The sequence below is a fragment of the Streptococcus parapneumoniae genome, from assembly GCF_037076355.1.
GTDB lineage: Bacteria > Bacillota > Bacilli > Lactobacillales > Streptococcaceae > Streptococcus > Streptococcus parapneumoniae.
In genome coordinates this window covers 503,096-515,906 of sequence record NZ_AP026968.1, presented here as the reverse complement: position 1 = coordinate 515,906, position 12,811 = coordinate 503,096, and the positions used below count along the sequence as shown (strand labels likewise).

Genomic DNA, 12,811 nt, shown 5'->3' with positions numbered 1-12,811 from the left:
CGTAGATATATGTAACTGACTTCGTCAGTCTTATCTACAACCTCAAAGCAGTGCTTTGAGCAACCTACGGCTAGCTTCCTAGTTTGCTCTTTGATTTTCATTGAGTATAAGCACAAGAAAACTCAGACCGAATTCGTCTGAGTTTTTTATGATCTTAAATTTTCGAGGTAGCGCTGGGCTGTCTCTAGGTTAAAGGTTTTATCTGCGATGAGGAGCTCGACTAGAGGAGCTACCTCGGATTCACTAGCACCTGCGAGGAGTGCTAAGGATTTGGCCTGCAATTTCATGTGGCCTTGCTGGATGCCTGTACTCACCAAGGCTTTCAGGGCCGCAAAGTTTTGTGCAAGCCCGATAGATACGATAATCTGGGCTAATTCTTTGGCAGAAGGATTCCCCAGTAGTTCATGACTGAGGGCTACACGAGGGTTAAGGCCGATAGAGCCACCCTTGGTCGCCACAGGCATGGGCAGGGTCATCTCACCAACCAATTCTTCTCTTTCAAGATCCAGCGTCCATTGACTAAGACCTTGGTAATGTCCATTTCGACTGGCAAAAGCATGAGCTCCCGCCTCAATGGCACGCCAGTCATTACCAGTGGCAATCAAAATGGCATCAATACCATTAAAAATCCCTTTATTGTGAGTAGCGGCTCGATAAGGATCAGCCTGCGCAAACTGACTAGCCATGGCTATCTTCTCCGCAATTTCTCGTCCTTGATCTTTTTGGTGGCTCAAGTAGCGAAAGGCGATGTGGCAACTAGCCGTCACCAGAGAATCGGTCGCGTAATTAGAAAGAATCCCCATGAGACTCTGTCCTTGACTAAGTTCTTCTAAGACTGGTTTCAAGGCTTCCAGCATGGTGTTGAGCATATTGGCACCCATGGCTTCCTGGGTATCGACATGAAGATAAACGACGAGAAAGTCCGTTTCACCTTTGATCTGCTCTACATGCAAATCACGCGCCCCACCTCCTCGTTTAACGATAGAAGGATAAGCTTGATTGGCAAGCTCCAAGAGTTCAGCCTTTTTGCTGGCAATCTTCTCTTGCGCCTGTTCAGGTTCAGCAACTTGATAAAGGGCTACCTGTCCAATCATCTGGCGCTCATGGACTTGAGCAGTAAAGCCACCTGCTCTCTTGATGATTTTGCTGGCATAGCTGGCCGCAGCAACCACAGATGGTTCTTCTGTCACATAGGGAACTGTGTATTCCTGACCGTTAACGAGAACCTCTGGGACCAGCGAATAAGGCAGAGAAAAAGTTCCCACTACATTCTCACTCAGCTGGTCTGCCACAGTCACACTCATCTGTTCATCCTGCTCCAGACTCGCTTGTCTCTCAGGACTAAGGAGCGCCTGAGCTGTTAACAGCTCGAGGCGCTCTTGGTATGATTTTTTAGAAAATCCATTCCAACTTATCTTCATTATTTTTCAACCTTGCTATAACGGCGTTGGTGGTCAACAATTTCAACCAAGGCAAAATCTTGATTTTCATAGCCAGCAAACTGGGCAGAATTTGTTTCATCCAAGTCTACTTCCTCAAAGAAGACTTTTTCATAGTCTGCAACAGACAGGGCAGTTCGTTGGTTGAGCTTATTCAAACGGTCTTTATCCAGATAAGCTTCGTATCCTTCAACCAATTCACCACTAAAGAACTCAGCTACGGCCCCACTTCCGTAACTATAAAGGGCAATTTTATCCCCAGCCTTCAAGCTATCTGTATTTTCCAAGAGAGATAGAAGCCCAAGGAAGAGAGAACCTGTATAGATATTCCCCACCTTTTGACTGTAGAGAATAGACTGATCAAAGTGCTTTTGCAAGAGGTCCTTTTTCTCTTGAGGCAGGCTCTTATCCATGATTTTTTTCAAGCCTTTGAGTGCTAATTTAGGGTAAGGCAAGTGGAAGCAAACCGCCGCGAAATCATCCAAAGTAAGCTGGTAGCGTTTTTGGTATTCAAGCCAAGTCGTTTTCAAACTATCCAAGTATTGTTGGGTAGAATAGACACCATTTACATAAGGAGTTGTCGAGTAATTTGGACGCCAAAAATCCATGATGTCACGGGTTTGAGCTACATTGTCATTATTAAAGGCCATCATGCGTGGATTTTGTGTAATTAACATAGCCACACTTCCAGCACCCTGAGTTGGTTCTCCTGGAGTTTCAATACCGTATTTGGCAATATCACTGGCAATGACCAAGACCTTGGACTCTGGAGAATTTTCCACATGCAATTTGGCATAATGTAGGGCAGCTGTCGCTCCATAGCAGGCTTCTTTAATCTCGAAACTACGAGCAAAGGGCTGAATACCCAGCAAGCCATGCACAAAGACGGCTGCAGCCTTACTCTGGTCAATTCCTGACTCGGTAGCCACAATGACCATGTCAATTTCTTGTCTCTCTTGCTCAGTTAAAATAGAGTCACTTGCACTCGCCGCCAAGGTCACGATGTCCTCAGTTAAGGGCGCAATACTCAATTCCTCGAGTAAGAGTCCTTTGCTTAATTTTTCAGGGTCAATTCCCCTCGCTTCTGCTAAGTCTTGTAACTTCAAGACATATTGACTGGTCGCAAAACCAATCTTATCAATACCGATTGTCATATTTACCTCTGTTTTATCATTCATGTAAAAAATCGTTCAGTACTATTTTATCACAAATGGCAGTAAAAGAGAGAAAAAAGACTTGATTCACCAAATCAAGCCTCTTATTGGTCATAATTTTAAAGAATGATTAGTTGCTATAGAGTTCACCGATATAAGTAGCTTTATAAGCCCCATTCACAGTTCTCAGCTCCTGGAGGATTAAATCTCCTGAGTAAGTCCTTCCCATCTCATCTACAAATTCTTGATAAAACTGACTGGTCGGAATTTCTCTGACATCCTTATCAAATGTCTTGTCAAGTGTTTTACTAACCTTTTCGGCAATCAACTGATGCTCTTGCCATCCACTTTGAAATTCTGAGCCTGAATTAGAAACCATGACTGGGAAAAATAACAAGGTCAGTAGACTTACAAACAATAAGGAAAATAGTGATTTTTTCATGATTTTTCCTCCTATATATAGAGAATGGCATACATAGAAAGCCTTGTCACTATATTTATCTCCTTTTTCAGAAAATTCTTTTATTTCTGTAAAGTCTACGATACTCGATGTGTTTTTATATAATGATACAGTCTGAGAATCACTGTTCCGCTAGCCATTCCAATGGAAATGACCAGAGCCAGCATGACAACCAAGGTCGCACTTGCCAGCGCTTTATTATAGTCCCCTGTCACAAAAAAGGCAGTTGTCCGATAAGAAAGATAACCCGGAACCAGAGGTGCCAAGATGGCCAAGATAAAGACCACAGCAGGTGTCTTATAAAGAATACTTAAAATCTGGCTGACACAAGAACCAATAATAGCTGCAATAAAAGTAGCCACAATAACATTGGTCGGTTCCTTGAGCAAGAGATAAATTAGCCAGACAGCCATGCCCAAAATCCCTCCAGGTAAGAGCATAGAGCGTTGCACATTGAGTACGATTAAAAAAGTGATAATGGCAAGAAGACTTGCTACTGCTTGTAATAAAAAGGTTGTTAGTGTCATATTAGTTCATCAATACCAAGGCGACAGAAGTTCCTGCCCCTAAAGCAAGGGTAATGAGCAGGGATTCAAACATCTTGCTCATACCAGAGTTTATGTGGTTGGTCATAATATCACGGACCGCATTGGTCAAGGCAATACCTGGTACAAAAGGCATGACTGCACCAGCTATAATCAAATCTGCTGTTGAAGGAAAACCTGTGTAGCGAGCCCAAAACTGGGCAATCATTCCAAAGACGAAGGCCCCAGCAAAGGCTGTTACAAAAGGAATTCGGATAAACTTCTCCACATAAAGGGAAAAGGCAAAACCAAATAAGGTCGCCACTCCTGCCCCAAGTGCGTCGTAGATATTTCCACTAAACATAACCGAAAAGAAAGGAGCACTTAAGGTCGCAGCCAGAGTTACCTGCAACTTAGTATAGGGAAGGGGTTGGGCTTGCAAAGCCGTCAATTGCTTGAAGGCTGTCTCTAAATCAATCCGCCCCCCAACCAGTTGACGAGAAATCTGGTTGACATCGCAGACTTTTTCGATGTTATAAGAAGAGGAGGTCACGCGCTTCATGCGCGAAATATTGGTGTTTTCAATGGAGAAAAAGATAGCAGCAGGCATGGCAAGAACATTGCAATCCACAATCCCCTGCGAATGCGCAATACGGATCATGGTATCTTCTACACGATGAATCTCTGAGCCACTTTTGAGAAGAATGGTTCCAGCTAACATAATCACATCGATGACGGCATTTAATTCTCTTGATTCTTCCATGCGTTCCTCCTTTTATCAACTCCTTCTATTCTATCACAAATCTGGACTCAAAAAAAATCTTTGCCATGAAATCATGACAAAGATTCATTTAATCACGAGAATTTTCGTGGTTGCCTTCACTACTTGATTGAGTAGGACCAGGTGCATTCTCTCGTTGATTTCCTTGTTGGTTCCCCTGACTTGGTGTTGTAGTAGAACCTTGGTTTCCACGTTGGGCTGGTGCTGATGATGACGTTGACGGCGGTGTTTTTGGTTTGTAGATTGAAATCTTGACACGCGTCTTAGTCAAATCAACCTTTTCACCTGCTTTTGGACTCTGTTCAACGACTGTACCTTCAGCAGTTCCAGCGGGAGCTGTCGACACTTCTACAACTTCAATATTGGCTTCTTTAATACCGACAATTTGAACGAGATTATTTTTAGTAAATTCGAGACTAGATCCTATATAACTTGGCATAGCAACGCTGGTTACTTTCTTAGCAACGGTTAAGGTAATCGTTGAGGCCTTGCTCAAATCATAGGTTGTTCCAGCAGCTGGACTCTGTCTGAGAACAGTTCCTGCTTCGCTCTCACTTGATTCTTCTTCCTCAATTTTGATGAGATTTTCAGGAACCTTCTTCTGCTTGAGTTCTGCTATAACATCTGTCGATTTCCGGCCGACATAATTACTAATTTGGAAGGATTGTTTGCCTGATGAGACAACCAAATTGATTTTCGTTCCTTCTTTTCGACCAGTTCCAGCACCAGGATCTGTACGGATAATCCGCCCTTCTTCCACCTTTTCACTAGCCTCTGACTTCTCCTCGCCAATCTCAAAATTGGCTTTTTTGAGCGTTTCCTTGGCTTCCGCAACTGTCTGACCTGCCACATCTGGAATAGAAATGGTTGCAGGAGTTCTGGATAGTATCCAAATAAGAGAAGCTGCCACCAATACAATGCTGGCCAAAAAAATCAGGTAACGCATCTTAAATCTACGTTTTTTCGGTGCTTGTGGTTGGTAAGTTTCCTCTGTCACAGCCTGACTTGTTTTTTTGATTGGTTTGTGTTCTGTCTGCGCTTGAACCTTAGGAATCGAAGTCAAGGTGCTCTGGGATACTTTTGGTAGAGTCTTGGTGTCCGCCTTAGTCGCATCATCAAAGACCAGCTTTGGTTCATTGCGACGATTATAAGACAAACTACTAGACAAATCCACATACATTTCAGCAACTGATTTATAGCGATCTGTCAATTTCTTAGCAGTTGCCTTGATAACAACATTCTCCAAAGCCTGAGGCACAGATGGATTCTCAGCAATAACGGACGGCAGGGGCTTTTGGAAATGCTGGAGGGCGATAGTCACTGCACTATCCCCATCATAAGGGATATGACCTGTCAGCATCTCATAGAAAATAATCCCCATTGCATAGATATCACTTTGTACAGTCGCCTTCGAACCACGCGCCTGCTCTGGTGACAAGTAATGAACTGAACCCAGCATCGAGTTAGTCTGAGTCAGACTCGTCTCAGCAAAGGCTACTGCAATCCCAAAGTCTGTAACCTTGACAGTCCCATCTGGTGTCAAAAGAATGTTTTGAGGTTTCAAGTCCCGGTGAACAATTCCTCTGGTATGGGCCAAACGCATGGCTAGGAGGATTTGTCCCATGATACGGACGGCTTCTTCATTAGAAAGAGGATAATGTTCCTTGATATAGCGTTTGAGGTCTAGTCCAGCAACATACTCCATTGCAAGATACTGTTGACCGTCTTCCTCGCCAATATCTGTTATCCGAACGATATGAGGATGGTCTAAATCTGCCATAGCTCTCGCTTCACGCTGAAAACGAGCTACAGCTATCGGGTCCGTCTGGTAGTTGGTTCTCAGAACCTTCACTGCCACTTCTTCCCCATCTAAGATTAAGTCTTTGGCTAGGTAGACATCCGCCATGCCTCCTCGACCAATCTGTTTGACAATCCGATAGCGTCCGGCAAAAATCTTGCCGATTTGGATCATTCTGCGTCCTCCTCGTTCATAGAAACAAGGGCAACCGTAATGTTGTCTAAACCTCCTGCATTGTTAGCAAAACGAACAAGTGTCTCCGTTTTATCTGCTAAAGGAATATCACTGGTTACAATATCACGAATCTCACTGCCTGAAATCATGTTGGTCAAGCCGTCACTATTGAGCAAGAGATAGTCACCTGACTCAAGGATAACTGTCCCAAAATCAGGCTGAATTTCATCTTTTTGCCCGATAGACTGGGTGATAATATTTTTTTGAGGATGAGCTTCTGCCTCTTCTGGTGTCAATTGACCAGCCTTGAGTAATTCGTTGACCAAAGAATGGTCGCTCGTCAACTGATGGTATTCTTCTCCACGAATCAAGCCGATACGCGAATCACCGATATGAGCATAGATAGCTTGATTGCCAATAATAGCAAGGACTTCCAAAGTAGTTCCCATGCCTCTGTAAGCTTCATCCTGACCAAGCTGGTGAATCTTTTGATTTTCAATTTCTAGGTAATGGGCGAACCATTCACGCACTTCATTGACTGTATCGATTTGGGTATCGACCCAAGCTATACCTAGGTCTGTTACCGCCATTTCACTAGCGATATTCCCTGCGCGATGACCTCCCATCCCATCAGCTAAAATAATCATGGTACGCCCAGCTCTATTGACATAGTGGTTGACATAGTCTTGGTTATTTGTCCGTTTCTGACCAACATCTGTTAATAATGAAATTTCCATGTGTCAGTTCCTTCCTAATCCGATATCTTGCGAAATTGACTGATGAAGAATCCATCACTTCCATACAATTCAGGTGTAATGAGGATACAGCCGTCTTTCATGATATCCTTACATTCATGTTCTAGTCTTACCTGCTCGAACTCAGGATGACTTTCTAAAAACGCCTCAACGACTTGAAAATTCTCCTCTGAGACAATAGTACAGGTACTATAAGTTATTATACCACCTTTGCCTAGTGTTTGACAAACACTACCTAATATTTCTAGCTGAATTTCCTGTAAGGACGCGAAATCTGCCGTTTCTTTATTGTATTTGATATCTGGTTTTCGGCGCAAAAGACCGATTCCTGAACAGGGAGCATCCACCAAAATCTTATCAAATGAATCCTGACCAAAAAACTCATGTACCTTTCTGGCATCCAATTTTTGCCTTTGAACCCGATCTGCAACTCCCAGACGTTGAGCATTTTCTTGGATTAAGTCCAACTTGTGATCGTAAAGGTCCAGAGCAGTAACCTGACCTGTCGTGAGATAAGAGGCTATATGGGCTGTTTTCCCACCTGGAGCCGCACAGGCATCTAGAACCTGCTCATTGCCTTGTAAATCAAGAGTTGGCGCAACCAATTGACTAGACTCGTCTTGGATGGTAATGGCTCCATCTGCAAACAAATCATGCCCTGCAAAATTCCCTTGCTCCTTAACCAGACCAGTGGTTGCTAAAAGGGAATTATTCGCCTCCAACAAGACTTGAATTTCCTCTTTTCGACTTGGGTCTGTTACACGAATACTGGCCTTGTTTCGCACCAAGAGACTTTCAAAAATAGCCTGTGCTCGCTCCTCTCCGTATTCTTCCTTAAGTTTAGACACCAACCAAACCGGAAGAGAATAGGCAATGGAGTCACGCTTGTTTTTTCGTTTGATGCTGGTGATATCTGGCCAGCCTTCACGTAGAATACGACGAAGGACGGCGTTGACCAATTTTCCACTGCCTTTTTTACGGACTTTGGCCAATTCTACTGCTTCATTGACCACAGCATGGTCTGGAATTTTGTCCAAATAGCGGAGCTGGTAGGCACTCATGAGAAGTAGGACATAAAGCCAGCTGTCTAACTGGTCTCTGTCCTCGATAAAGTGGGATAGGTACCATTCCAGAGTCAGTTTACGGGCTACCGTTCCATAGACCAGCTCGGTCACCAAACCCTTGTCTGCTGCAGAGAGCCGGCTCCCCTTGAGGTGTTTATTTAAGGCGATGTTTGAGTATGCTTGATTGATAAAGACATCCTCTAGCACTGCCAGAGCTAGACTTCTAGCCGTTTCTACTTTAGTCACCAAATCGTTCTCCTACAGTCAATGTACGTCCAACTCCGTTGAGGAAGGAAGCGATGTCCATCTTAGGCTTACCAGCTGGCTGCACTTGTTTGAGGGATAGAGCCCCTTCTGCTGTTGCGACAATCAATTCTTTCTTGCCGATAGAGAGAATCTCACCTGGATTTCCCTGACCTTCTACAGCTAGAGCTTCATAAATCTTAAAGCGATCGCCCTTAAGGAAAGTATGGGCAACAGGCCAGGGGGTCATCCCACGGATTTGGTTAAAGAGTTGACGATTGGTTTTGTTCCAGTCCAGTTTTTCTTCCTCTGGCTTGATATTTGGCGAGAAGGTAACCTGACTTGGATCCTGTGGTTCAGGTTTGATGTCACCAGCAATGTAGGCAGGCAAAGTGTTCAAAAGCAAATCACGACCAACGAGAGCTAATTTCTCAAACAAGGTGCCAACATTGTCCTCATCCGTGATTGGAATACTACGACGAGAAATCATATCCCCTGCATCCATTTCCTTAACCATTTCCATAATGGTCACACCAGCTTCCTCATCCCCTTGAATCAAGGCATAATGGATAGGCGCACCACCACGGTGTTTAGGAAGAAGAGAAGCGTGAACGTTGACCGCAAAGTCCATACTATCAAGGAGCTTACTTGGGAGAAACTGCCCAAAAGCAGCAGTCACAATTCCATCTGCTCCTAGTTTCATAATCTCTTCCATCTCTGGACTTCCAGATAATTTTTCGGGTTGGTAGATAGGAAGACCTGCTTCCTTTGCAGCCTGCTTGACTGGTGTTTCTTGGATCACTTTTTTACGTCCGACAGCACGGTCTGGCTGGGTCACAACGGCTAGAATTTCGTAACGGTCATCTGTCAAAAGTCCTTTTAAGACTGTTGCTGAAAAGTCGGGTGTCCCCATAAAGATTAATTTTGTCATATCTTCTCCTTCTTATAAAAATTGCTGTGGCTCATGGTCAATGCTGAGACGGAGCTCACTATTTTCCCGTTCTTGAGTCAAGGCCAGAACCTGATTTAGAGTCGGCCCCAGCTCATCTTCTAAACGGTATTTAATTAAAATCTGGTAATGATAGAGGTTGTGGGTACGGGCAATGGGTTTCGGCGTCGGCCCAAGGATGTTACTGGTTTCAGATAAACCTGACCGCAAAATGTTCATCACTTCATAGGCACGTTTGACCACCTCTTCTTCTTTCTTATGAGAAAGGGTAATGCCAATGGTGAAATAGTAAGGCGGATAACCGAGTTGTCGTCTAATACCCATTTCATAGGCATAAAAACCTTCGTAATCCTGATCCTTGGCAAATCGAATAGCGTAGTGCTGAGGATTGTAAGACTGAATCAATACCTGACCAGCTTTTTCAGCACGTCCTGCCCGACCTGCCACCTGAGTCAAAAGCTGGAAGGTTCTCTCAGAAGAACGGAAATCAGGCAAATTCAAGGCTGTATCTGCATTAAGAACTCCTACTAGGGTCACATTTGGAAAATCCAAACCCTTGGCAATCATCTGAGTACCTAGTAAAATATCCGCTTCCCCTTGTCCAAACTGGTCAAGCATAGCTTGATGACTCCCTTTCTTGCGAGTCGTATCCACATCCATGCGCAAAATACGGGCCTGGGGAAAGAGTTCTGCTAGCTCGTCATAAGCCTTCTGAGTTCCCGTACCGTAGTAACGAATACTGCGACTCTTACAGTTAGGGCAGACCTGAGGAATGTCTTTCGAAAAACCACAATAATGGCAGTTCATGTTCTTGGTATCCATGTGCAAGGTCAGGGAAATGTCACAGTTAGGACAAGTATCCACCGTCCCACACTCCCGACACATGACAAAGCTAGAATAGCCACGGCGATTGAGCATGAGAACCACCTGCTCTTTTTTAGCCAGACGGTCTTGAATGGCTTCTAGCAAAGGAGGTGTAAAGTTTGATGTCTCGTTTTGTCCGATATAGTCTCGAAAGTCAATTACTTGAACCTCAGGGATCCTAGCCAAAGGATTGGCCCGTTGGGTTAGACGTAAATGTTGATAGACGCCTTTGCCAGCCCGAGCACGGCTTTCCAGACTAGGAGTTGCTGAACCAAGCACCAAAGCTGCTTGATTATACTGAGCCCGTAAAATAGCTACCTCTCTAGCATGATAACGGGGATTACTGTCCTGCTTATAAGTCGCTTCATGCTCTTCATCGATAATCATGACACCCAGATTTTTCAGCGGAGCAAAGATAGCAGATCTGGCACCAACCACAACTTGGGCATCACCGCGTTCCACCTTGCGCCATTCATCATACTTTTCACCATTAGACAAGCCTGAGTGAAGTATGGCCACTTTCTCACCAAAACGTGCAATAAAACGCTCCGTCATCTGAGGAGTCAAGGAAATCTCAGGCACCAGCAAAATGGCTGTCTTGCCCTTGTCCAAGGCTCCTTGAATAATCTGCAAATAAACCTCCGTTTTCCCACTTCCTGTAATCCCTTGAAGGAGGAAGGGAGGCTGATGACTGCCAATAGCACTCACAACCGCATCACGCGCCTGTCTTTGCTCTGGATTCAACTCCAAAGGCTGACTTGCCTCAATGCCTTCAAAATAAGCAGCCGAGCGTTGCACTTCCTTTTGGACTATGGACACAGCACCTTGTTCCACAAAAAAGTTGACTTGCTCCCGCGAATAGAACTCTAGCAAACTAGCCAAGGAAGCACTCTCAGTATGAGACAGCAGATAGTCTCTCAGTTCCAACTTTTTCTTAGCACGAGCAGAAATCTCTACACTTTCTAATTGAGCAAGGTCAACCTCATACCAAGACTGGGTCTTGACCTTCTTTTGATCGATTGCCTGATATTCTAGACCAAGCAAGCCTTTTCTAGTCAAACGCATCATTTCAGCTTGCTTACTTAAATCCAGAGAAGAAAAGGCAAGCGAATCTTCTAAACCAAACAGGCGCACTCGGTCTTCCTGACTCAGTTCTGCCTTAGGATAGAGAATTTTATCATAGCTGGAGTTCAGAAACCCTGGTAACATAGCCTTGAGGATAGAGATTTTATAAGAAAAGACGGACTTGCGGAGCTCTTCAGCCAACCAGAGTTGTTCTTGCGTGAGAACAGGAGAAAAATCCAGCACCTCAGCAATATCTTTTAAATCTTGCTCCATCTCTTCCTCATCTGATTGAGACTCCAAACCAAGAACAATCCCTTGAATCAGACGATTTCCCTTACCAAAAGGTACATGAACCCGCATCCCAACTTCCAGCATTCCCTCAAATTCCTCCGGAATCCTATAACTATAGGGCTGGTCCGTCTGCATCAAGGGCACATCTACGATTATCTTAGCTATGGCCATCTTCTCACCTCCTCCTTGTCAGTACATTCTTGCAATAGAAAAAATAAGATTGAGTCCCCCCAACCTTAAATTTTTTCACCATCTTCTTTTTCTTTAGCGATTTGCTCTTTGATTTTCTTTTCTTCTTCTTCTTTGCGACGTTTTTCTTCTTCGATACGACGACGCACTGCTTCACGTTTTCCTTCTGGATCTGGGTGAATTGTTACATTTCCTGATTCGATTTCTTCTAAAGCGCGAAGAGTTGATTTTTCAGACTTGAAACCTTGAGTTGCTGGCGCACCTGCTTCCAATTCGTGGGCACGTTTTGCTTCCAAGATTACGAGTGAATATTTTGAAGGAACCTTGTCGAGCAAGGTATCAATAGAGGGTTTTAACATCATTTGCTTGTACCTATTTTCTAAATTTTATCGGGTAGTTGGAGATTTTGGTAACATCTCCTGATAGTGACCAATGACACGATCCACACGGAAGTGCTCTGCTTCGATCACACGTTTGACACGCTCAGCAGCTAGGGGCACCTGATCGTTGACAATCGCATAATCATACTCACGCATGAGAGCAATTTCTTCCTTGGCTTTTTCGATTCGTTGGGCAATCACTTCTGCGCTGTCTGTTCCACGTCCTACCAAACGATCTTGCAATTCATCCAAATCTGGTGGTGTCAGGAATATAAAGACAGCATCTGGAACCTTTTTCTTGACCTGAAGAGCGCCCTGAACTTCAATTTCAAGGAAAACATCGATTCCCTTGTCCAAGGTTTCATTGACATAGGTCAGAGGAGTTCCATAATAATTGCCGACATATTCTGCATATTCCAACATCTGTCCTTGACGAATCAGCTCTTCAAACTCTTCACGAGTACGGAAGAAATAGTCAACACCGTCCACTTCTCCAGGACGTTGTGCGCGTGTCGTCATCGATACAGAGTATTGAAATTGGTTTTCAGAACTCTCAAAAATCTCTCTTCTAACCGTTCCTTTTCCAACCCCTGAAGGACCAGAAAAAACGATTAGTAAGCCTCGGTCTGCCATTGTGTCTCCTTTTAGTCAGTCTGTAAAAATAAAATAAAATTTTCCTTC

The 12,811-nt window shown here is 44.1% G+C and carries 12 protein-coding genes; all 12 read right to left on the bottom strand.

The genetic code is table 11. The features are described from left to right. Positions 1-146: 146 nt before the first annotated feature. Positions 147-1,421, bottom strand: coding sequence for a hydroxymethylglutaryl-CoA reductase, degradative (locus tag SP4011_RS02820; protein ID WP_218764351.1), 1,275 nt, complete (start codon positions 1,419-1,421; stop codon positions 147-149). Beyond that, the gene (locus SP4011_RS02815; protein ID WP_050252772.1) at positions 1,421-2,593 is read right to left on the bottom strand and encodes a hydroxymethylglutaryl-CoA synthase; all 1,173 of its coding nucleotides are present in this window, start codon (positions 2,591-2,593) and stop codon (positions 1,421-1,423) included. The genes SP4011_RS02820 and SP4011_RS02815 overlap by 1 nt, the downstream gene beginning before the upstream one ends. 130 nt (positions 2,594-2,723) lie before the next feature. Beyond that, a complete protein-coding gene (locus SP4011_RS02810; RefSeq protein WP_057487170.1) occupies positions 2,724-2,972 on the bottom strand; it encodes a hypothetical protein in 249 nt (82 codons plus the stop codon). 158 nt (positions 2,973-3,130) lie between these two features. Further along, positions 3,131-3,580 (bottom strand): threonine/serine exporter family protein, encoded by a 450-nt coding sequence (locus SP4011_RS02805; RefSeq protein WP_057487161.1) that lies wholly within the window; start codon positions 3,578-3,580, stop codon positions 3,131-3,133. Position 3,581: 1 nt separating this feature from the next. Continuing rightward, positions 3,582-4,340 (bottom strand): threonine/serine exporter family protein, encoded by a 759-nt coding sequence (locus tag SP4011_RS02800; RefSeq protein WP_057487162.1) that lies wholly within the window; start codon positions 4,338-4,340, stop codon positions 3,582-3,584. Between the two features lie 88 nt (positions 4,341-4,428). Then, on the bottom strand, positions 4,429-6,330 hold the full coding sequence (pknB, locus tag SP4011_RS02795) for a Stk1 family PASTA domain-containing Ser/Thr kinase (RefSeq protein WP_338619763.1): 1,902 nt from the start codon (positions 6,328-6,330) through the stop codon (positions 4,429-4,431). Beyond that, positions 6,327-7,067 carry a Stp1/IreP family PP2C-type Ser/Thr phosphatase gene (locus SP4011_RS02790; RefSeq protein WP_050234902.1) on the bottom strand — a complete coding sequence of 247 codons (741 nt, stop codon included), beginning with the start codon at positions 7,065-7,067 and terminating at the stop codon, positions 6,327-6,329. Before SP4011_RS02790 ends, pknB begins: the two co-directional genes overlap by 4 nt. 14 nt (positions 7,068-7,081) lie before the next feature. After that, entirely contained in the window at positions 7,082-8,395 is a 1,314-nt protein-coding gene (gene rsmB / locus SP4011_RS02785; protein ID WP_338619762.1) for a 16S rRNA (cytosine(967)-C(5))-methyltransferase RsmB, read from the bottom strand. Beyond that, positions 8,388-9,323, bottom strand: a complete 936-nt coding sequence (fmt, locus tag SP4011_RS02780) for a methionyl-tRNA formyltransferase (RefSeq protein WP_261060990.1) — start codon at positions 9,321-9,323, stop codon at positions 8,388-8,390. The genes rsmB and fmt overlap by 8 nt, the downstream gene beginning before the upstream one ends. 12 nt (positions 9,324-9,335) lie before the next feature. Beyond that, positions 9,336-11,732, bottom strand: a complete 2,397-nt coding sequence (locus SP4011_RS02775) for a primosomal protein N' (protein WP_338619760.1) — start codon at positions 11,730-11,732, stop codon at positions 9,336-9,338. Positions 11,733-11,797: 65 nt separating this feature from the next. Further along, positions 11,798-12,112 carry a DNA-directed RNA polymerase subunit omega gene (rpoZ, locus tag SP4011_RS02770; protein ID WP_000979235.1) on the bottom strand — a complete coding sequence of 105 codons (315 nt, stop codon included), beginning with the start codon at positions 12,110-12,112 and terminating at the stop codon, positions 11,798-11,800. Positions 12,113-12,136: 24 nt separating this feature from the next. After that, a complete protein-coding gene (gmk, locus tag SP4011_RS02765; RefSeq protein ID WP_000775041.1) occupies positions 12,137-12,763 on the bottom strand; it encodes a guanylate kinase in 627 nt (208 codons plus the stop codon). Positions 12,764-12,811: the final 48 nt, after the last annotated feature.

Bases quoted from the DNA above. Each gene is read 5' to 3' on its own strand.
- pknB (WP_338619763.1), bottom strand. From the start codon at position 6,330: ATGATCCAAATCGGCAAGATTTTTGCCGGACGCTATCGGATTGTCAAA.
- rpoZ (WP_000979235.1), bottom strand. From the start codon at position 12,112: ATGATGTTAAAACCCTCTATTGATACCTTGCTCGACAAGGTTCCTTCA.
- SP4011_RS02790 (WP_050234902.1), bottom strand. From the start codon at position 7,067: ATGGAAATTTCATTATTAACAGATGTTGGTCAGAAACGGACAAATAAC.
- fmt (WP_261060990.1), bottom strand. From the start codon at position 9,323: ATGACAAAATTAATCTTTATGGGGACACCCGACTTTTCAGCAACAGTC.
- SP4011_RS02810 (WP_057487170.1), bottom strand. From the start codon at position 2,972: ATGGTTTCTAATTCAGGCTCAGAATTTCAAAGTGGATGGCAAGAGCAT.
- gmk (WP_000775041.1), bottom strand. From the start codon at position 12,763: ATGGCAGACCGAGGCTTACTAATCGTTTTTTCTGGTCCTTCAGGGGTT.
- SP4011_RS02815 (WP_050252772.1), bottom strand. From the start codon at position 2,593: ATGACAATCGGTATTGATAAGATTGGTTTTGCGACCAGTCAATATGTC.
- SP4011_RS02800 (WP_057487162.1), bottom strand. From the start codon at position 4,340: ATGGAAGAATCAAGAGAATTAAATGCCGTCATCGATGTGATTATGTTA.
- SP4011_RS02775 (WP_338619760.1), bottom strand. From the start codon at position 11,732: ATGGCCATAGCTAAGATAATCGTAGATGTGCCCTTGATGCAGACGGAC.
- SP4011_RS02820 (WP_218764351.1), bottom strand. From the start codon at position 1,421: ATGAAGATAAGTTGGAATGGATTTTCTAAAAAATCATACCAAGAGCGC.
- SP4011_RS02805 (WP_057487161.1), bottom strand. From the start codon at position 3,580: ATGACACTAACAACCTTTTTATTACAAGCAGTAGCAAGTCTTCTTGCC.